This window comes from Dyella tabacisoli (genome assembly GCF_003350925.1).
In the GTDB taxonomy this organism is placed as follows: Bacteria; Pseudomonadota; Gammaproteobacteria; order Xanthomonadales; family Rhodanobacteraceae; genus Dyella_C; species Dyella_C tabacisoli.
The window spans coordinates 316,159-336,740 of record NZ_KZ857173.1; the positions used below are offsets into that span (position 1 = coordinate 316,159).

Sequence of the window (20,582 nt, forward strand, 5' to 3'; positions counted from 1 at the left end):
GAGCCCTTTGATCTGGCAGCAGGTAGAGAAAGCCGCCACGCAATCGATCGAGGACAACCGAGGAAACTCTTACGCAGGTTAGACCGCTAAGGATAAGCTGCATATGGCTGATCGAGTACCTGGAGTGCCCCAGCTTCGCAAACCAGAGGCTTTATGAGCCTTGCGAGCCACTCCATCAAGGACATTGATCGTACATAAGGGAATGAATGAAACCGCTAAGCACCCGCAGCTCATTGGCTGTACTGGCAGTAGTCATTGCCTGCGCCATGGGGGCATACCTGTACTTTGATCGACCAAGCAACAATGCGGTTGGTCTCAAAGCTGCCGAAACGATGCAGCACCGCCTCGACACCACTGCACCTATCAATCAGCTACATATGATTGTTGGACGCGTCTATGTTACGCATGCCAAAGGCAACAAGTACCAAGGGGTAGCTTTTGTCAATTTGAATGGGGACATCCATCAAGTGCCAGTCGATATAACTCTGGATGGGGAGCAGTTGCTGCTTCAAGTTCAACCAGGGTCGTTGATGTTTGCTACTCAGGAGCTATTAAAGATTAATCCTGGGGTGCCGTTAGCGGACGATCCTGTTAACGCCGGCAAGCCCTGACCTGTCTGTAACGATTTATTACTCGCCAAGGAAAAGCCCCGCGTTGGCGGGGCTTTTCCTTGGCGAACAAGATGTCAAAGACGCTATTAAATGACTCTGACACCTTACCTCCCACTCCCGTCTCGCCACGAATCCGGTCAGCGCTCGGCAACGGCGCTACGAGCGCGAGATGATCGCGTTGTTGACGGCAGCCAGGATGCGCGCAATGAAGCCACCATCCTGCGAACTGATCGCCCGTACCTCGCCTGATGAGCTATGCAGAATAAGATGGTGCGTTGCCTTCTGGGACTTGGCGACTAGGATGCCGGCCACCAAGGTGATCGCACCAAGAACGATACCCATCACCCACCCGTTCGATAACGCGATCAACAGAACGATCGCACCAAGAAATGCCCAACCCACTCCGGTTAATTTAGCTGGCTCCACAACCGCCTTAACCGAAGTAACCCCAGCGATAGCGTATGTGTGTCCGCTCGATACGAGCCTGGCGTTAGTGACCAGCACGTCGCCTTCTGAAAAAAACGTGCTCTCCGCGAGCGGCAGTGGCATTACATCTGACATATGACCCCCTGTGACATTCCATTGATCCCCTGATCCAGCATACGACAATGTACGGCACACGACATATTCAGAGCCAGTCGTTCCTATGCGTGGCGTTGAATACGTCAAATTGATCGCCGGGAAGTTATACGGCCTGGCACCTTTATCAGGATGGATTAAGGCGTCAGAGACACTTATTAAATGACTTTGACACCTTAGATTTTTCGGACCGTGTCGAAATGTGCACCCGCCGTTCGTCGTTGTTCTATGAGGAGGCCAAATCGACATTGACATCCTAGCTCTACCAACTAGCGCAAGACTAAGGAGGAATTGTGGCTGCCTCAACGGCAACAAAGAGAAAGCTGATATTGAAGATGTCCGTCTCCCTGGACGGCTTTGTCGGCGGACCTAACGGCGAGATTGACTGGATATTTAGGACAATGGGCGATCCCACCGCCGGGGAGTGGATTGTCAATACGCTTCGCGAAGCCGGCGCGCACATGATGGGGAGCCGCACCTATTACGACATGGCGGCGTTCTGGCCGTATTCGGACTCCCCGCTTGCCCCGGCGATGAACGACATTTCCAAGATCATTTTTTCGAGGAAAGGGATTAAGGACGGTACGCAGGTGGATCGGACGACACGTGCGCTCGCCGATGCAAAAGCGGATCGCATTGGGGGGCGGCCTGGCGTCACGCCAACAGCCGTGGTCCTGCAGTCCTGGGCCGAACCCACGGTGGCAAGCGGCGATCTCGCGGAGGAAGTTCTCCGACTGAAGGAACAGCCGGGCAATTTCATTCTTGCGCATGGAGGCGCTCAGTTCGCCCAAAGCCTCGTTGCATCCGGCCTCATTGATGAATATCGACTCGTCATTCATCCGATTGTACTAGGACGAGGCCAACCTCTGTTCTCCAGACTATACAGCCCAGTTGATCTGCGCCTAATCAGCACGACTCCCTTCGGCTCTGGCGTCGTGGCAACCGTTTACCAGCCGGCATGAACCGTCGCGCGTGGACGACGAGAAATAACCGTGGAATTAAGGTGTCAGAGACATTGTTAAATGGCCCGGTCACCTTTGATTTGACCAATGGCTATCGCCGCGTCGTAGCGTGCAACGCCTCCACTCCTTAATAAGAGTGGGGCGCGAAGCACTCGCTCGACGATGGCCAATACCCGACATACGCTACCTCATGCATCGCTTACGATATCCGAGCGCGCTCATCTTCGATCAGATGGGCGTCGCGGCTTGAAAACCTGTGGATACCTCAGGCTCCGACACCTTTGACTTGACAATGGCTTACGCAAACCCACCCAGTTCCTGCCACCGCCAGGAGACGTAATCTATGACGCTCAAATGCATCAATCCCAGTGATCTGCCGCCTCAGCAAACGTACACTCAGGTCGTCGTTGCGACGGGTAGCAAGTTGGTGTTTGTCTCGGGCCAGGAGCCCGAAGACATCAACGGCAATCTCGTTGGACATGGTGATCTTGCAGCTCAGGCGCGCCAGGTGTATGCCAATCTTGGCCGTGCACTTGCTGCTGCCGACGCCAGACCCGAGCAGGTCGCAAGAATCACAATCTACGTCGTCAATTACGAACGCGACGAATGCTTGCCAATTATCGAAGAAGCCCGCAAAACGCTGTTTGGAGATCACAAGCCAGCAGACGTGGTACTCGGCGTAACGTCGCTGTCCCCAGGCTATCTGATCGAGGTTGATGCGATCGCAGTCATTGATTGACCGCACCACCGAGAGCTCTCCAGGGACGCAGTGGACAAACCGTAGGCTACTGAGGAATAACGTGTCAGAGACATTATTAAATGACTCTGACACCTTTGATTCCGAGCGATACGCTTGCGGGTCGGCCGGCCAGAATTGCCGCTGAGATGCCTTTTCGCGCGGGAAATAAAGTGGCCTTGGCCAACGTAAAAGGGCACTCCACATGGCGAATCATGTAACGAGGCCGCTTCGGTGGGATCAAAGATCACATACGTGCTGAGCATGCCGGCAATGGCCTGTCGCTTCAGCGTGGTCACGTAAGACCGAATAGCCTGCTGCAACTCGTGCTGTGTCTTTCCCTTCATCGCCTACCTCTGTCCATAAATCAGCGAACCCCTACAAGAATTTGCGAATAATCCTATTCCGTAAGGTGGGGTCGTTAGATAACGCTGGTCACTTCTCGGGGGAGAACCTAAGGAGTTAGCTATGCGTAATACAATCAAAAGCTTGATCGTCTCGTGCGCTGCCATCACAGCTATCGCAATGAGCGGAAGTATCTTTGCTCAATCGAGCTCTGGCCAAATTTACGTCAATCGAATGTCTACAGGCTGGGGCACAGATAGCTTCGGTATTTCCACATCCGGTAACACTGCCGTCAATCCCGCCGGCTGCTCAAACACAGACCTATATTCGATTGATGGCACCGACCCCGGATACAAGACCTTCTACGCAGCGGCGCTAACTGCCTACACGAACGGGACTCCGGTCGAGGTCATCATCTCCAATCAAAATTGCCGCCAGGGCCGCCCGATGATTCTGGGCATCTCGCTACTCAAGTGACGCAACCCGTCAACACACTGGAGTGCATGCATGACACTGTTGCCGAAGCTTACGGCGGCATTACTGATTTGCCTTCTATCAGTAAGCACCGCTTTTGCGAGAAACGATACAACCACCACCCTGGCGGTCACAGGAAAGGCTATCCCAGGTAAACCCGTCACGGTCAGTGCGACCCTTAGCGGCGGCCCTTACTTGGTCATGGATCCCACCGGCCGCGGTGGTGGAACGCTCGTTTTCCGCGACGGATCTACCGTCATTCGCCAGATTCAAATCAACGGATCCACAGCGCAGAACGTCTTTGTCTATTACGACAATGTCCCTATCTGCTACTCGGATGGGTCATGTGGCGTCATCACTTACCGCTACTTCCTGAGCCGGCTTTCGACTGTCTCATTCGCCTACAACCTGCCCAATCAAACCGGGCCGCACAGCCTATCTGCTCAATTTGTCGTGGATGACAAATTTTCCAACGGCTCGACATCGGCTCCTGTAACGATCAATGCCAGGTATCCGAGCATCACCCCGATCATTGACACGATCCTCAACTAGGCGATACAGGTCGACATAACCACACGACTTGGACAATAGAATCAGCAAAGGAGTAAGCATTTGAAAACGTTGAAGAGTGCAATTCTCGTCATTCTTGTCACTTGCGTATCTACCGCCGCCATCGCTGGAAACGGTAGCGGGAAAGTGACCCAAATTGGTTCTGTCCAAGGGGGTATCGTGATTTTCAGCACCCCAACCCATACGGGCTCCCCAGTTTGCGCCAGCATTCCCACGGATTGGGCGGTCAATACGGGCACTGCCGAAGGCAAAGCGATCTACGCCATGCTTCTCACTGCAGTAAATGCAGATCGTGCCGTTGCCGTTAATGGGAACAACGCCTGCGATGCTTGGGGAGATCGCGAGACTGCCACGCAGGTCTGGTTGCAGTGAGGATATTTGCTTAGGTCGGAACGCAGCAACAAGGTGTCAGAGACATTATTAAATGACTCTGACACCTTTGATTTCAAGGTGGCCCGGAACTTCGCCATACGTGAACTCCCCCTACCTATTCAACGCACTGAACTTACCTGTGCTTCCTGCGGAATTTCCGCAGCGGCATTTGAGTGAGCTGTTTCGTTAAATTGACGCGAGTCACTCTAGGCCCACGAAACGACCGCAAGAGCGCGTAGATGAGCAAACCACCCACAACTGCCATAAGCAGAAACGCCGGCCCCCAAAGATCACCAGCTTGACCTGCCATCCAGTGGACTCGTGGTGCAGAGGTGATGAAAGCAGACATCCAGGTGCATCCGATGCTATGAGGATGCCGATGGTGATTGCGAATCGTGGCGTTCGCAAGTCGGCGAAATTCTTATGAGAGCTATTGAGAAATCGGAATAGGCGGGCAGTGTTATTTAAGAATTTATCTACCCTTCCGACTTCACATATGCAAAACGCCCCACTTGGAGGCGTTTTGCATATGTGGCGGAGGGAGTGGGATTCGAACCCACGGTAGGCTCACACCTACGGCAGTTTTCAAGACTGCTGCCTTAAACCACTCGGCCATCCCTCCGAATTTTCTCTGCGAACAGTCGTACTTCGTACGACGCTACGGCAGTTTGACTCCGGGCATCCTGCCCTCCGCCCCTTCGGGGCCATCGACCTTCGGTCGATGTTCGCTTCGGCTTCCTGCCTCCGCGTCAAGACTGCTGCCTTAAACCACTCGGCCATCTTCGCCAAGGGCTCTAGTGCAACGAGGCGCGTGATTCTATCAGGAATGCGCTATCAGGAATGCCGTGGCGTTCCTCTATCCCCACCCTTTTTCGACAACGCAATCAGCGCCCAAAGCGTAATCCCCACCGGAACCGCCGCACCCAGCAAGGGCAATAGCAGGACCGGCTGGCGGATCACCATCGGCACCAACTGGCTGGCGCTGGCGAAACCGACAACCCAAAAGCGCAGAGTGCGGCTGTGGCGGGCAAACCAGAAGCTGCCTAGCACGGCTAACAGCGCGGCCCAGGTGAAGATGAGATCGAACATGGGCAGGGCCCACACGCCGGCGAAACCGAGCCGGGTGATGATGATGCTGGCGAGTACCACCAGCAGGCTGTAGCTGGTGATGATCTCGACCTTGCTCCATGAGCTTGGCCCGCTCATGCGATGTGTTCGGCGCCGCGCATATAGGGGCGCAGCACCTCGGGCACGGTGATCGAGCCGTCGGCGTTTTGGTAGTTCTCCATCACGGCGATCAGGGTGCGGCCTACGGCCAGGCCGGAGCCGTTGAGGGTGTGTACCAGCTCGGGTTTGCCGGTTTCCGGGTTGCGTACGCGGGCTTGCATGCGACGGGCCTGGAAATCTTCGTCGTTGGAGCAACTGGAGATTTCGCGGTAGGTCTGCTGGCTGGGCAGCCATACTTCCAGGTCGTAGGTTTTGGTGGCGGCGAAGCCCATGTCGCCGGTGCACAGCAGCAGGTTACGGTAGGGCAAGCCGAGTAGCTGCAGCACTTTTTCGGCGTGGCCGACCATTTCTTCGAGCTGGGCGTAGGAGTCGCTGGCGCGGGCTATCTGCACCATCTCGACTTTCTCGAACTGGTGCTGACGGATCATGCCGCGCACGTCGCGGCCGTAGCTGCCGGCCTCGGCGCGAAAGCACAGGCTATGGCCGGTGAAGCGCAGCGGCAGTGCATGGGCGTCTTGAATGGTGTCGCGTACCAGGTTGGTCAGCGGCACTTCGGCGGTGGGGATCAAATAGCGCTTGGTGTCGCCGACCTGGGTGGAAAACAGGTCTTCTTCGAATTTCGGCAACTGACCGGTGCCTTGCATGCTGTCGGCATTGACCAGCAGCGGCACGTTGCATTCCAGGTAACCGTGCTCGCCGGTGTGCAGGTCGAGCATAAACTGGGCTAGCGCGCGGTGCAGGTTCGCCAGTTGGCCGCGCAGCACGGTGAAACGTGCGCCGGAGAGCTTGACGCCGGCTTCGCCGTCGAGCCAGCCGTGCCGCTCACCAAGCTCGACATGGTCTTTTACCGGGAAGTCGAAGGTGCGCGGGGTGCCCCAGCGGCTGACTTCGTGGTTGTCGTTTTCGTCTTTACCCAGTGGCACGGACTCGTGCGGGATATTGGGAATACCCAAGGCGATGACGGCGAGCTTGGCCTGTGCGTCGGCCAGAGCCTGTTCGTTGGCCTTGAGCTTATCGCCCAGACCGGCCACTTCGGCCATCAGCGCCGCAACATCTTCGCCTTTGGCCTTGGCCTGCCCTATCGCCTTGGAGCGGGTATTGCGCAGGTTCTGCAGTTCTTGGGTCTCGGTGGCTAGCTGTTTGCGCTCGCTTTCCAGCGCCTCGAAGGCGGCCACGTCGAGCGTATAGCCACGGGTTTCCTTCAGGCGTGCGGCGGTTTCGACCAGGCGCGAGCGCAGCAGTGCAGGATCCAGCATGAGGTGCAGTCCGTTCTTATGGCTTGAACGGGCGATTATCGCCGTGTGGCCTGCACTGCCGCAATGCGGCATAACGACGGCCGCCTGAGAGGGTGGCTAGCCCTCCCCCGCTGCGCGCAAGGGAGGGCATGATTTATTACGCCGATTTGGGTTCCGCGCGGCCAAGCCACCAGGCCATGGCGGCACCGGCAATCATCCAGCCGACTAATTGCTCGATCAGCGCCGCAAAGGTGAAGTCGAGTGGGAAGCGGTACCAGTTCCAGTACGGCACCATGGCGCTCAACCAGGTGAACACGGCTACGATGGCGGCAATGCCGACGCGGCGGGCAAACCCGAACGCCGCCAAGCCCATCACGAACGCCAAGGCCAGCGCGGCCAATGTGTCCGAAGCCCATTGACGGCCGAGTTGCGGCCCCATCTGGGTAAGGTCTTCGCCCTGCGGTAGATAGACCACCCACGCATAAGGCGAGGCCTTGGCTTTCTCGGCATAGGTATGGACGACGGCTGGGTCACTCATTTTCTTGGGGTCAAGCGATGGCAATACATAAACGCCGGCCTCCATCCCCAGCCCCTGATGCAGGCTGCTCAGTATCACGTCTTCAGCCGCCGGCAGTTTCATGCCCATGGAGCCCAACCCAAGCACCATATGGGCAACGGCACCCCAGATAAACATCACGATGCCGCCGATCAAACCTGCGATAAGCACGCGCATGATTCCACCCTCCCCGGTTCGAACCCTGTGTCGGTACAGCGAATCTATGCCTGCCGGTTGAGTGGTCGCAAGGGTGTTTGCAACAGTGCGCGCGGGTCAAGTACGCCGAGCGACGGCGATCGGCAAAGCGGCCACACGGCGCATTTCGGGCTCGTCCCATAGGGTGGGGTCGCGTAAGCAGGCCAGCGCGAATTCGTGGGCGTCCTCACCCCAGAACAAGCGGCCGTCCAGCGACAGCGTCGGCACGCCGAATACGCCTTCGGCCAAGGCCGCTTCAAAATTGGCTTTGAGCTGCGCTTTGACGTCCACGTCGGCAATCGCCGATGCCACGTCGGCGATGCCTAGCTGCGCCGCTACCGGCGCAAGTGTCTCGGCGCTGTCGCCGGCGCGGCCTTGCGCCCAGATCCAGTCGAAGATCGCATCGGTCGCCGCCACGTTACTACCCGCGGCGATGCACAGACGCAGTGCAGCCAGCGGGTTGAACGGATGCGCGGGCGGAAATCGCAACGGTTGTTGCGCCTGTTGCGCCCGCCACAGCACATGCCGATAGCTGAATTCGCGTTTGCCGGGAATTTCCGCTGGTCCTTTATTGCCGTAGTGATCGAGCAGGCCAGCGAACACGATGGGACGCAGGGTCACGGGCTGTGCTGCTGCGAGCGCTTTCAGCTTGGGCCACTGCAACCAGGCGAAGGGTGAAATAAAGTCGAAGTACCAGACGATGTGCATGGCATGCTCTCTAGAACGTCAACGAAGAATCCTGGTTTGACCACACCATTTTGAGCTACTTGCCGCGCGCTTGCCGCCGCGCCTCGCGCAGGTTCAACAGCTTTTCGCGCAGCTTGAGTTCCAACCCGCGCTCCACCGGCTCGTAGAACACGGTGCCATCGAGCGCATCAGGCAGACATTGCTGATCGAGCGCGACACCGCCTTCGGCATCGTGGTCGTATTGATAATTCTTGCCGTAACCGAGGCCTTCCATCAGCTTGGTGCGCGGATTACGCAAATGAATCGGCACATCCAACGTGCCGGTTTCGCGGATCACGGCTCGTGCCTGGTTGTAGGCCATGTAGGCGGCGTTGCTCTTGGGCGCGATGGCCAGCCAGATCGCCAGTTGTGCCAAGCCCAGCTCGCCCTCGGGGCTGCCCAGGCGCTCGTAGGTATCCCAGGCATCCAGCGCCATGCGCCATGCGCGTGGTTCGGCCAGGCCGATGTCTTCCACCGCCATGCGGGTCATGCGCCGTGCGAGATAGAGCGGATCGACGCCACCATCGAGCATGCGGCTCAGCCAGTACACCGCTGCATCGGGGTCGGACGAGCGCACGGATTTATGCAGCGCGGAGATCTGGTCGTAGAACTGTTCGCCGCCTTTGTCGAAGCGGCGGGTACGATCGGCCAGCACCTGAGTCAGGGTGGTGTCGTCGATAGTGTTGTTTTCGGCCAGCTCGGCGGCGATTTCCAACAAGGTCAGTGCGCGGCGCACGTCGCCATCGGCGGCTTGAGCGATCAGGCGTAGCGACGTATCGGCAACGTGCAGCTTCAGCTCGCCGAGCCCACGCAGGTCATCGGCCAATGCGCGTTGCAGCGCGGCGGTGATGTCATCGACCGACACCGATTCCAACACGTGTACGCGACAACGCGAGAGCAAGGCGGAGTTCAACTCAAACGATGGATTCTCGGTCGTCGCGCCGATAAAAATAATGATGCCCTTTTCGATGTGCGGCAAAAAGGCGTCTTGCTGGGTCTTGTTGAAACGATGCACCTCATCGACGAACAACACCGTGCGACGGCCTTGGGCAAAGTGGGCCTCTGCCTCGGCCAGGGCCTTGCGCACATCGGGCAGGCCGGACAGTACCGCCGACACCGCACGAAACTCGGCATCGGCATAACGTGCCACCAACAGCGCCAAGGTGGTTTTGCCGCAGCCTGGCGGCCCCCACAGCACCATCGAATGCACCCTGCCCGCCTCCAATGCACGGCGCAGAGCCTTATCCGGCGCCAGCACGCGGTGCTGACCGACGATTTCGTCGAAGCTGCGCGGGCGCATGCGCTCGGCTAACGGCTTGAGCTCGTCGGACTCGGTGGCGAATAAGCTCTGATTCTGGGAATTCATTGTGTCGCGGCGTGGCATCCGCCGATGATACGGCAGGCCGGTTCGCTGTGTCGCGGCGCGCGAGGAGTGCTGGTGCCCAGCGCCTCCTCGTTATAGACGTCCATCGGCACCCGCTTACGGGGCTGAATCGCCCCCTTTCGAGCCTCGACGCAGTAGGCTGAAAGCCATCGCGGCGACCATCGCCGCAGCGGCGACGAGCACCAGCCACAATAGCGGTCGAGTCCAGTTGAAAGGCACTTTGGGCGCAGTGAGTGCAGCGATACCGCCGGCCTCCACCGGCTCGCCGAGCGTGGCGGCGGGCGGTTGCCAATCGTCGCTTTGCGTCGCACGCAAGCGGTCGATAGCGACATCGACGGCGTAGTCTCCACGACGGGCGGCGTAACTGCCGGCCAGCAAGCGGTACGGTGCCGGGCCTTCGGCAAGAAACACGAACGTATCGGGATGCCAGCCCACTTGCAGGCTGGGCGGCTGCGACAACGGCGTATCGGTATGCAGGCGCAACATGGCGACGCGATGCGTCTCGAAACGGGCTACGTCGCCACCGGCTGCATCGCTCTGCACGCGCACGGCGGTTAACGTACCCAGCGCCGACCACGAGGTACCCTCACCTGTGCTGGCCGATACGCTGAACCGAGCTGCCGTATTGGCGTCGGCCATGGCCGCACGTACCGCCTCCACCGGCAAGACGCCCGGCAACCGGTAGTCGTAATCGACGCCACCGCCTTGTGCTTTGCTGGTTGCCGCGGGCTGCAGTGGCAGCCATTGCAGGGAGGCATAGCGATCTGCGGCGGCATCGGTATAGCTGCCGGTCAAGATAATTTCAGGCTCTTGCCCCGCACTCCAAGGCGCCTTGCCGTCGAGCAGACGCAGGCGGTAATAACGGGCGGTGCTACCGTCGATCGTGATCGTGCGCTGGTCGACGGCATCCTCGCCACGCGCGATCCGCGTCACAGTGCTGTTTGACTCACGCGTGCTCCAGGTTTGCAAATCGTCGCTGGCATCTACTGCCACGCTTAGCCGTACATCGCCCAGCGCCTCGGGCAGCACTAACTCCATGTGGTTGATCGCCACCGACTTGCGACCATCGATCAGCCATTGCGTGGGCTGGCTTTTTGATCCGTTTGCCGTGGGTTGCTCGATAACGATGTCGCCATTGGTATTGCGTTGCACACGCACGCCAGCAGTGGCATCGTCGCCACCGGGCACCGGCAACAAACGCGTTTTCAACTCATAGGGGTGTACCTGCGGCGATGCCTCGGGCATGGCTGCAAACGACACTTCGCGCCCTAGCGAATTGACGACGACCAGATCGTGCAGCCCGGCCGTAGCGAGTACGCGCGAATAAACCGACGGCGTCAGCACAACGCGATAAGCCTCAGCCTTGGCTTGCGTCTGCAAAGGGTAGGCATAGGCGTAGTCATTGCCGGGCGCGGCAACAACACCCATCGCAGCGGTCAGCAACACCGCCGATATCAAACAACGAAAATCAAAGCGCATCGGTGGGTTCCTTAGACGAAGCAAGCGACGGTCGGGGCGGCGCCGGCGCGAAATAACCGATGACCGTACATAGCAGGCCATAAGCGATAAAAGAGGCAATGCCGAACAGATTGCCCAGATGGCCGCGGTCGATCAGCATCAACTTGGCCAGTACCACGCCCATGGTGACGGCACCGGCCAGCCACAACATGCGCTGCCCGCGACGCGAGCCCCAGACCCAGGCCAGCACGCCAAGCACGCTCCACACCACGGTGAGCGACATCTGCGCCAGACTCGATGAGGCCATGGCCTCGCTCCACGGCACACCGCCAAGCTGATGCACCGCACGCAGGGTTGCGCTGGTGATAAACACCATGGCGGCGATACCGAACATGGCTGGACGCGAGCGCTTTACTTCGCTCGGCGTTGCTGCATCGGCGCACCAATACCCCACGCACGCCAGGATGGCTAACAGCAGTACTTCAAGCGGATTCAGCAGCGGGATATAACGCAATGGTGCGGCATCGCCGCCGAGCCACAGGCCAGACACAAACACCACCACCATCACCGCCAGCAAGGAATACAGCAGCAGGGGGCGTGTGCTTACCTGTTGCGCCGACAAAGGCGCGATCAGCCAGTGGGGGCGTTGCAAGGCAACGAACCACAACAGCAGCAACGGTATGGATACCAGCAACCAACGCCAGGCATCGGACAGCCAGAAACTCGTATTGAACGCCACCAGAATCGCCACGCCGAACAACAGCGCCCACCGCCACCACCAGGCCAACTGCGTCAAGGTCGCCGGCGCCGAGTCATCGCGCAGGCAAACCAGGGTGCGCCAACCCAGCGCCGCGCTCGCTACCGTCGCCAACAAAAGCCAGCCGCTCAACGGCTGCCAGCCCATCACAAAACAAGAAAACACCGGCAACAGCGACAGCCAGGTCAGCAGGGGGGCGCTGAACGCCACGACGTGAGCCAACTCTGCCGCTGGCTTGCGTCGCGCGACCTCGGCAACCATCCAGGCGGTAACGACCAGCAATAGCCAAACGGCAGCAAGCTCGCTGCGCCCGCTCAGTACGCGGTCGATTTCCAGACCGGCAGCGGCCAGCCACCACACCGTGCCCCAGACATACAGCGCGATCGAGGCCAGGCGCATACGCCATGTCGCTGCGGCTTCGCGTTGGTACAACCAACTGCTGACCAAGCCGCCGATAACAATCAGCAAGGCACCGATGAAATCGCGATTGAGTATCGGTGGGTTGATCGCGCCACTCGAACGCGAGTAAGCAAACAACCAGGCAAAGGCGGCAAAGAGCTGCAAGCCCAGGCCGCACCAGCGCGGAAACCAGCGGCCTTGACGCAAGCCAAGCCAGATCAGCCCGGCACCTTCAAAAGCGAACACACTGGCGGTAAGACTGGCATCCAAAGCCAACGGCACCGCCAGGGTCGCAAAAGCTATCGCCAACACGGCCCAGACATCGCGTAGCGCGCCAAGTCGTCGATGATCGCGCACGCTCCAGGCGACCACGATGTAAATCACCGCAGCGGCCAAAGCCGAAATGGCGAGATCTGTCCCATGCCAGCGCAGCAACGCACCCTGCAGCAAAAGACTTATCAGTGGATTGCCAAATAGCAGGCTGCCGTCGATCAAGGCTTCGCGATCGGTCGCGGCACGACGCAGGTAGAGCCACGGAATAACCAGGTAGAACAGGAAATTAAGGATCAGAAACGGCTCGGTACTGGCGAACAACTCCGGCCGATAGCTAAGAACGCCCCAGGCGGTGCCGATACCAAAAGTCGCGATAAAACCAAGCAGATTCAGCACACGCCATGCACGCACCCATGCAATGCCCAGCACGGCCAGATTGAGTACGGCGTAATAGCTGAACAAGGCGACGTGGTTGCCGCTGCCGGTGGAGATCAAGATCGGCGCGGCGAATCCGGCCAGCAGGCCAAGCACAGCCAGCGCCAGCGAATCTTGCAATACCGCCAGCACCCCCACCCCGGCAATCAAGATCACCAAGAGCGCGAATGCAGCCATCGGCGGCAGTAAATCGTACAAACGAAACGCCGCGAAAATGGTAATCAGCAACACGCCGATCGCACCGCCCTGCAAGGACAACGCGAATCCGCGCCGCTGCTCGCGTTGACGCCAGCCGAAAAACAATGCGCCCATCGCGGCCAGCGCCACGGCACAAACACGCACCTCGATCGGGATAGTCAGCATGCCGGCATCGGCGGCGTACTTGAGCAAGGCGGCGACGCCGGCGAACAACACCAGCATGCCGATTTTCACCGGCACATTGCCTTCGGTGAACCAGCCCCATGCGCGCTGCCACAGCAACTCGCCAAAGCCTGGGCCGTGTGGCGGCTGGCGGTTGCCAGGCTCGACCGCGCCCGGCTCGCTCAGGCTCGCTTGAACCGGTGACGATGCCATCGGCGCAGGCTCGACGTGTCTCGATGGCATCGGCGGCGGCACCGGCCATGCTTCGTCTTGCGGATCGTGAGCATGCTCATCATCGGCATATTCATCATGGGCAGGCAGGGGCGTAGACGTATCGAGCGGACGCCATGGCTGCGACTCAAGCTTGGGCTGTGCCGCAGCGGGTGCGCTGCCTGTCGTTAATTGGCCGAGTGCCGCCTTGACCTCGCCTAACGAGCGCGACACGCTCGATAGCCGCGCCCATAGCAAACCCAGCAAAGCGCCGACCGCCGCTGCGAACCAGCTTTGTTCGAGCCACGCGCAAAGCGCGACGCCGACGATCATCCATATCAGATACATGCCATCTCCATTCCCCTAGGTAGGCCATACGACATGCTGCTATCCGCTGTCGTTATCGCGCAAGGCCGGATCTTACAGTTTTGATACAAGCACAAGTGTTCAAATGGCGTTTTAACTAGCCTCAAGGTGCCGGGAAGCGAGCGATGGATAGCAAAACACCTAATGCATCCCTACCTGGCGATGGCGGTAGATCGCGTAAATCAGCCCGCTGGCTCCGGTCAATACGGCCGGAATCAGCAAGGTTCGTTCTTGCAGCACCCTGAAAATCAACGAACCAGCCGTGGCGCCGGCCAAAAAACCACCCGTCACGACCACGCAAACCTGGATACGCAGCGCATCCACCGCCAGCCCGCGCAGGCGTTGACCTATATAGATACCAAGGTCGGTAAACATGCCCGAAAGGTGGGTGGTGCGAAACGTGGCCCCGCTATAAGTGCTGGCCATCGCGTTCTGCAAGCCGCAGGCGATAGACGCCAGGTAGAGGCCGCCATCGTTGCCGTTGTGAATCAAGGGCACCGCCGCGAACAGCAATAGCGACTCGACCATCAAGGCAACACCGTAGCGGCGACCGAGCTTGAGCGTATGTTGCTGCACGATAAAGCCGCTGAGCACAGCACCGCCGACAAAAGACACGATAGCCAACACCCAATGCAAGGCTTCGCCGACATTGGCCTCGGCCAGAGCCGTGCCTAACAGTGTGGTGGTGCCGGTGAGATGGGTGATCGCCTGATGGCGAAAACCCATAAAACCGACCGCATTTATCATGCCGGCGATGAACGCCAGCAAGCCACCGCCAAACCAGGCCCAGCGCGGCAACTGACGTAACACAGTGGGGGATCAGTCCTTGATCGGCTGCGTGGTGAGGACCGGCGCGTCACCGATCACATCGGCACCTTTGGGGGGTACGAAATTGAAGGTCGATGGCGCAATCGAGGGGTTGCGCTGCCAGCCGGCGAAACGGATGTCGGTGGTTGCGCCAAGCTGATCGCGAAATACCATGCGCGCCAGGCCATTCGCATCGAAGCCGAGGTCGGCATAGTCGAACTGCGGGTCTTTGCCGTTGGAGGTAAGGCGCAGCCAGCTCAGGCCGTCGCGCTCGCCCTGCTCGACCACCTTGAAATCGCGATCCATCTGCTTGAGATCGGTAATCACGGTGAGCGGGCTATGCGCCTCTTCGGTGCTTTGAATGCGCACGGTGACCTGTTCCAGATCGGGGTCGTACATCCATACCCGGCTGCCGTCGGCGACGATGCTTTGTTTGTACGGCGCGGTGGTTTCCCAACGAAACTGCCGTGGCGCTTCCAGTGACAGTGTGCCGGAACTGCGCTTGCCGGCACCGCCGTTGGCGTCGGTCAACGACTGGGTGAAGCTGCCGGTCAGCGAATGCAGGCCGTTGGCGAAAGCGTCGAGTTTGGCACGCGCCGGGCCGACAGCCGCCTGGGCAACGCTGCTTAGCGACAACGTGAGTGCGACCACAAAACTGACTAGAGCAAGGCGTTTCATGAGGTTCCCTGTTTTCGTATCCACGATAGCGGCGCAGTGTGCGTCGCTATCGCTTAATGGAGCCGTTACCCCCTCCCTTCCTTCGGTCGCAAGGGAGGGGTAAATGCATCAGTTCTTCGGCGGGGGGGGAGCCAGCACTTCGCGGTTGCCGTTGTGCTGTGGCGCACTGACTACACCGTCTTGCTCCATCTGTTCGATCAGTCGCGCGGCGCGGTTGTAGCCGATGCGTAAATGACGCTGTACACCGGAGATCGAAGCACGGCGGCTCTCGGTGACGATGCGCACGGCCTTGTCGTAGAGCTGTGCCTCCACATCGCCGCCGCCTTCCTCACCATCCTGCGGCAGGCCCGAGTCATTGATGAATTTGCCGTCGCTGGTGGCTTGTACTTCTTCGAGCACGCCCTCGATGTAATTGGGTGAGCCTTGCGAGCGTAGCCAATTGACCACGTGATGCACCTCGTGATCGTCAACAAAGGCGCCATGCACGCGCTCCGGCGTAGCGGTACCCGGTGGCAGGTAAAGCATGTCGCCATGGCCGAGCAGCGTTTCGGCGCCGCTCTGGTCGAGAATGGTGCGCGAGTCGATCTTGGACGACACCTGAAATGCGATACGGGTCGGGATATTCGCCTTGATAAGACCGGTGATGACATCGACCGAGGGGCGCTGGGTGGCGAGAATCAAATGCACACCGGCAGCACGCGCCTTCTGCGCCAACCGCGCGATCAGCTCTTCAACCTTCTTGCCGACGATCATCATCATGTCGGCGAATTCGTCGATGATGACCACGATATACGGCAGCGGCTCCAGTGGTTCGGCCGCGAGATTGGGCATGTCAGGATTCGGTCGAAACAGTGGATCGAGCAGCGGCTGACCGGCGTTCTCGGCGTCACGCACTTTTTTGTTGAAGCCAGCCAGGTTACGCACGCCCACCGCGGCCATCAGTTTGTAGCGGCGCTCCATTTCGGCGACGCACCAGCGCAAGGCATTGGCGGCCTCTTTCATGTCGGTGACGACCGGCGCCAGCAGATGCGGAATTCTGTCGTATACCGACAGCTCCAGCATCTTCGGGTCGATCATTATCATGCGCACATCTTTCGGGCTGGACTTGTACAACAAGCTCAGCACCATCGCGTTGACCGCCACGGATTTGCCTGAGCCGGTGGTACCGGCGACCAGCAAATGCGGCATCTTGGCCAGATCCACCACTGTCGGCTTGCCGGCGATGTCCTTGCCCAGCGCCAACGCCAGCGGCGACTTCAACTGATCGTATTTGTCCGAGCGCAGAATCTCCGACAGATAGACGATCTGTTTCTTGGTATTGGGAATTTCCAGGCCGATCACGTTCTTGCCCGGAATCACATCGACCACACGCACGCTGACCACCGACAGGCCGCGAGCAATGTCTTTATCCAGGCTGGAAACTTGCGAGCCACGCACACCGGCTGCCGGCTCCAGCTCGAAACGGGTAATCACCGGGCCGGGATAGACGCCCACCACCTTGGCTTCGATCTTGAAGTCTTTGAGCTTCAGTTCGACCTGACGCGACAGTACTTCGAGGGTTTCCTCGGAATAGCCGGGGCCTTGCGGCGGCGCCTCGTCCAGCAGCGACAGCGGCGGCAACTCGCCCGGCAGGGCCGCACCGGTGAACAACGGAATCTGGGTCTCCAGCTTGGCGCGCTCGCTCTTGACCACCGGCGCTACCGGCGCCTCGATACGCACCGGCTCACGCTTGGCCTGCTTGATCGCATCGACCTTTTTGACCACCTCGCGCTCGGCGCGCGCCTGACGCGCGGCCAACACTTCTGGTGCTTCGCGCAGTTTGCCGCCAAACCAATGACCTAGCTTAAGCACGCCCTGCCCGGTCAGATCCATCAGCTTGAACCAGGACAAGCCGGTAGCCAGGGTGACCGCGATCAGAAACAGCGCCAGCAAAAACAGCGGTGCGCCCTTATCGCCGAGCGCATGCAACAAGCCATTGCCGACCCAGCGACCGACAATGCCACCGACGCCTTCCGGCAGCACCTGAGCTTCCGTGAAATTGAGCCAGGCCAGCGCCGGCGCGGTAATAAAGAAGAAGACAAAGCCGATCAGCCGCAGCGAGGGCTCCCACGGCTGTACTGTGCGGATACCGCGATGACGCAGTACCTGCACACCCAGCACCAGCAGCAACATGGGGAAGCAATAGGCGACCAGGCCAAAGATATAGCGCAGCAGGTTGGCGATATTGGCCCCCACTGAACCGCCAAAATTGCGTGCATGCTCAGTCGTACTGGCATGGCCCCAACTGGGGTCTTGGTCGTTGTAACTGAACAAACAGGTCAACAGATACAGGGCCAGAGGCAACAGCAACAATGCGCCAGCCTCGCGCAGACGGCGCTTGAGCTCCTCGCTGAGGCCTGCTTTCTCCACTACTTTTTTGACGTTCGCGCTACGCGCCACCGGGTGGGGTTTCCTCAACTTGAAGCTACTGATATGGCGAGGACCTGGAGCGTGTTTTCACACGCTCCAGGTGCCTTGTGCGTTTTAGAGCATACCCTTGAGCGCCGGATGCACCAGCTCGCCGCCATCGATGTTGATACCGCCATGCAGCGGTGCAAACTCGCGCCATTCTTTGCCGCCGGCCAGACGCTGGACGTAAGGCAGGATGGCCGCCGAAATCGCCACCGACGAGGTCTGCGGCACCGCACCCGGCATATTGGTGACGCAGAAGTGCGTCACGCCGTGCACGTCGTAGGTCGGCTCTTTCCAGGTGGTCGGCTTGGAGGTCTCGAAGCAACCGCCCTGGTCGATCGAGATATCCACCAGCACGCTGCCCTTCTCCATGGTCCGCACCATGGCATCGGTAACCACGCGCGGCGCCTTGGCGCTGGGGATCAGCACGGCACCGACCACGAGGTCGGCATTGGCCACTTCTTCGGCCACCGAGGACTCATAGGCGTAAAGCGCGGTGACGTTCGGACCCATCGCCATCATCTCGGCGAGGCGATCCTGGCGCTTATCGAATACCACCACATTGGCACCGGCGGCGGCGGCGAGCGCAGCAGCGTTGCCACCGGCAGCACCAGCGCCGAGCACGACCACCTTGCCGCGCGGCGTGGAAGCCATGCCGCCCAGCAACTTGCCCTTGCCGCCCTGCGGACGATGCAACAGGGTGGTGCCGATCTGGGTCGCGATACGGCCGGCGATAACCGACATCGGCAGCAGCAGCGGCAAGCCGCCGTTTTCTTCCACCGACTCAAACGCCACACCGGTCAGGCCGATGTCGAGCAGGCTGCGGGTCAGCGCCGGCTCGGCGGCCAGATGCAGATAGCAGAACAGCAAGTGATGCTTTTTGAGCAAGGCCAAGTCGCCGGCAACCGGCTCTTTCACCTTTACGATCAACTCGCCGGCTTCATACAGCGCCGCGGCATCGGGGACCAGCTTGACGCCGACTTTGGCATAGGCCTCATCAGCGAAGCCGCTCTTTTCGCCAGCACCCGCTTGAATAAACACTTCATGGCCACGCCGAACCAGATCGGCGGCAGCGGCGGGAATCAGGGCGACACGACCCTCAAGGGTCTTGGTTTCGGAGGGAATACCGATACGCATGGGGAATTTGGAATCCTGTGGGTCGTAGCAAGGGTGTGGTTGCAGTGGATCGTTAACAAACTTAAGCGGTGCCAGGCATCGAAACATCTCCAGGTCGGCCTATGCCTTGAATCAGATGCTTGTCTTCCCCATCCTTGCGGGTTCCAACGCTCTGCCATTCATTTTGAAGCGGCTTCAGGAAACCGCTGCTAAGGATTGGAAGCGATAGTGATTCAAGCTGCCAGCAAACCGAAGGATTATAACCATGAGTACCCCCAAGCACAGCCGCCTGCTGATCCTCGGCTCCGGCCCTGCCGGCTACACCGCCGCCGTGTATGCCGCCCGCGCCAACCTTAAGCCAACGATGATTACCGGCTTGCAACAGGGTGGGCAGCTAATGACCACTACCGACGTGGACAACTGGCCGGGTGACGTCGAAGGCTTGCAAGGGCCGGTACTGATGCAGCGCATGGCCGAACATGCCGAGCGCTTCAACACCGAAATGATTTTCGACCATATTCATACGGTGGACATCAAGCAGCGCCCGTTTCGCCTCAAGGGCGACTCCGGCGAGTACTCCTGCGACGCGTTGATTATCGCTACCGGCGCCACCGCCAAGTACCTGGGCATCGCCAGCGAGGAGAAATTCAAGGGACGCGGCGTGTCCGCCTGCGCCACCTGCGACGGCTTCTTCTTCCGCGATCAAGATGTGGTGGTGGTTGGCGGCGGCAACACCGCCGTTGAAGAGGCGCTGTATCTGGCCAATATCGGGCGCAAGGTCTATCTGGTACATCGTCGCGACAAACTGCGCGCCGAGAAAATCATGCAGGACAAGCTGTTCGAGAAGGCCGCCGCCGGCAAGATCGAGCTGGTCTGGAACCACGCCATCGACGAGGTGCTGGGCGATGACTCCGGCGTCACCGGCGTACGCGTGAAAGACGTCAACACCGGCGCCACCCGCGATCTGGAAGCCAGCGGCTTCTTTGTCGCTATCGGCCATACGCCCAATACCGGCATTTTCGAAAGCCAGCTCGACATGCGCGACGGCTATATCAAGATCCGCACCGGCCTGGAAGGTATGGCCACGATGACCTCGGTACCTGGCGTATTCGCCGCCGGCGACGTCGCCGACCATGTCTACCGCCAGGCGGTCACCTCGGCCGGCTTTGGCTGCATGGCCGCGCTGGATGCGGAGCGCTGGCTGGATCAGCAGACGCCAATGTCGGCCTGATGCGCTAGCTGCATCAATCGATCTGCTTTAAATAATGCGTGGCGTGAATCGTCAAAAGCGATTCACGCC

19 protein-coding genes and 1 tRNA gene are annotated in these 20,582 nt (G+C 59.6%); 7 read left to right on the forward strand and 13 right to left on the reverse strand.

All coding sequences use genetic code 11. The features are described 5' to 3' along the window. Positions 1 to 206 precede the first annotated feature (206 nt). Positions 207 to 611: a hypothetical protein gene (locus DVJ77_RS01105; RefSeq protein ID WP_114843623.1), complete on the forward strand. Its 405-nt coding sequence runs from the start codon at positions 207 to 209 to the stop codon at positions 609 to 611. Between the two features lie 156 nt (positions 612 to 767). Here DVJ77_RS01105 and DVJ77_RS20980 read toward each other — a convergent pair whose 3' ends face one another. Then, on the reverse strand, positions 768 to 1,172 hold the full coding sequence (locus tag DVJ77_RS20980; protein WP_162791318.1) for a DUF6232 family protein: 405 nt from the start codon (positions 1,170 to 1,172) through the stop codon (positions 768 to 770). A gap of 311 nt (positions 1,173 to 1,483) precedes the next feature. Here DVJ77_RS20980 and DVJ77_RS01115 point away from each other — a divergent pair, with 311 nt between their 5' ends. From DVJ77_RS01115 to DVJ77_RS01135, 5 genes are all read left to right on the forward strand, one after another. Further along, positions 1,484 to 2,152 (forward strand): dihydrofolate reductase family protein, encoded by a 669-nt coding sequence (locus DVJ77_RS01115; RefSeq protein ID WP_225427709.1) that lies wholly within the window; start codon positions 1,484 to 1,486, stop codon positions 2,150 to 2,152. Between the two features lie 343 nt (positions 2,153 to 2,495). Further along, entirely contained in the window at positions 2,496 to 2,891 is a 396-nt protein-coding gene (locus tag DVJ77_RS01120; RefSeq protein WP_114843625.1) for a RidA family protein, read from the forward strand. Positions 2,892 to 3,356: 465 nt separating this feature from the next. Then, positions 3,357 to 3,710, forward strand: a complete 354-nt coding sequence (locus tag DVJ77_RS01125; protein ID WP_114843626.1) for a hypothetical protein — start codon at positions 3,357 to 3,359, stop codon at positions 3,708 to 3,710. 30 nt (positions 3,711 to 3,740) lie between these two features. Continuing rightward, the gene (locus DVJ77_RS01130) at positions 3,741 to 4,259 is read left to right on the forward strand and encodes a hypothetical protein (RefSeq protein WP_114843627.1); all 519 of its coding nucleotides are present in this window, start codon (positions 3,741 to 3,743) and stop codon (positions 4,257 to 4,259) included. 60 nt (positions 4,260 to 4,319) lie between these two features. Next, positions 4,320 to 4,649, forward strand: a complete 330-nt coding sequence (locus tag DVJ77_RS01135) for a hypothetical protein (RefSeq protein WP_114843628.1) — start codon at positions 4,320 to 4,322, stop codon at positions 4,647 to 4,649. Between the two features lie 532 nt (positions 4,650 to 5,181). Here the strand turns inward: DVJ77_RS01135 and DVJ77_RS01140 are convergent. From DVJ77_RS01140 to DVJ77_RS01195, 12 genes are all read right to left on the reverse strand, one after another. Next, positions 5,182 to 5,271 (reverse strand) — tRNA-Ser (locus DVJ77_RS01140). A gap of 212 nt (positions 5,272 to 5,483) precedes the next feature. After that, a complete protein-coding gene (locus DVJ77_RS01145) occupies positions 5,484 to 5,855 on the reverse strand; it encodes an LrgA (protein WP_114843629.1) in 372 nt (123 codons plus the stop codon). Further along, positions 5,852 to 7,132 (reverse strand): serine--tRNA ligase, encoded by a 1,281-nt coding sequence (gene serS / locus DVJ77_RS01150; protein ID WP_114844184.1) that lies wholly within the window; start codon positions 7,130 to 7,132, stop codon positions 5,852 to 5,854. The genes DVJ77_RS01145 and serS overlap by 4 nt, the downstream gene beginning before the upstream one ends. A 136-nt stretch (positions 7,133 to 7,268) precedes the next feature. Further along, a complete protein-coding gene (locus tag DVJ77_RS01155) occupies positions 7,269 to 7,844 on the reverse strand; it encodes a hypothetical protein (protein WP_114843630.1) in 576 nt (191 codons plus the stop codon). A 96-nt stretch (positions 7,845 to 7,940) separates the two neighbouring features. Further along, on the reverse strand, positions 7,941 to 8,570 hold the full coding sequence (locus DVJ77_RS01160; protein WP_114843631.1) for a 2-hydroxychromene-2-carboxylate isomerase: 630 nt from the start codon (positions 8,568 to 8,570) through the stop codon (positions 7,941 to 7,943). A 55-nt stretch (positions 8,571 to 8,625) separates the two neighbouring features. After that, positions 8,626 to 9,954, reverse strand: coding sequence for a replication-associated recombination protein A (locus DVJ77_RS01165; RefSeq protein WP_114843632.1), 1,329 nt, complete (start codon positions 9,952 to 9,954; stop codon positions 8,626 to 8,628). A gap of 114 nt (positions 9,955 to 10,068) precedes the next feature. Then, a complete protein-coding gene (locus tag DVJ77_RS01170; protein ID WP_162791319.1) occupies positions 10,069 to 11,451 on the reverse strand; it encodes a DUF3999 family protein in 1,383 nt (460 codons plus the stop codon). Further along, the gene (locus DVJ77_RS01175; protein WP_114843634.1) at positions 11,441 to 14,212 is read right to left on the reverse strand and encodes a DUF2339 domain-containing protein; all 2,772 of its coding nucleotides are present in this window, start codon (positions 14,210 to 14,212) and stop codon (positions 11,441 to 11,443) included. Before DVJ77_RS01175 ends, DVJ77_RS01170 begins: the two co-directional genes overlap by 11 nt. Positions 14,213 to 14,371: 159 nt before the next feature. Further along, on the reverse strand, positions 14,372 to 15,040 hold the full coding sequence (locus tag DVJ77_RS01180) for a YoaK family protein (RefSeq protein WP_114843635.1): 669 nt from the start codon (positions 15,038 to 15,040) through the stop codon (positions 14,372 to 14,374). A 9-nt stretch (positions 15,041 to 15,049) separates the two neighbouring features. Further along, positions 15,050 to 15,715, reverse strand: coding sequence for an outer membrane lipoprotein periplasmic chaperone LolA (gene lolA, locus DVJ77_RS01185; RefSeq protein WP_114843636.1), 666 nt, complete (start codon positions 15,713 to 15,715; stop codon positions 15,050 to 15,052). Between the two features lie 108 nt (positions 15,716 to 15,823). Further along, complete coding sequence (locus DVJ77_RS01190; RefSeq protein ID WP_114843637.1) at positions 15,824 to 18,154, reverse strand: DNA translocase FtsK; 2,331 nt, start codon at positions 18,152 to 18,154, stop codon at positions 15,824 to 15,826. A gap of 84 nt (positions 18,155 to 18,238) precedes the next feature. After that, entirely contained in the window at positions 18,239 to 19,303 is a 1,065-nt protein-coding gene (locus DVJ77_RS01195; RefSeq protein WP_114843638.1) for an alanine dehydrogenase, read from the reverse strand. A 244-nt stretch (positions 19,304 to 19,547) separates the two neighbouring features. Between DVJ77_RS01195 and trxB the strand changes: the two genes are divergently transcribed. Further along, on the forward strand, positions 19,548 to 20,513 hold the full coding sequence (gene trxB / locus DVJ77_RS01200; protein ID WP_114843639.1) for a thioredoxin-disulfide reductase: 966 nt from the start codon (positions 19,548 to 19,550) through the stop codon (positions 20,511 to 20,513). Positions 20,514 to 20,582 lie beyond the last annotated feature (69 nt).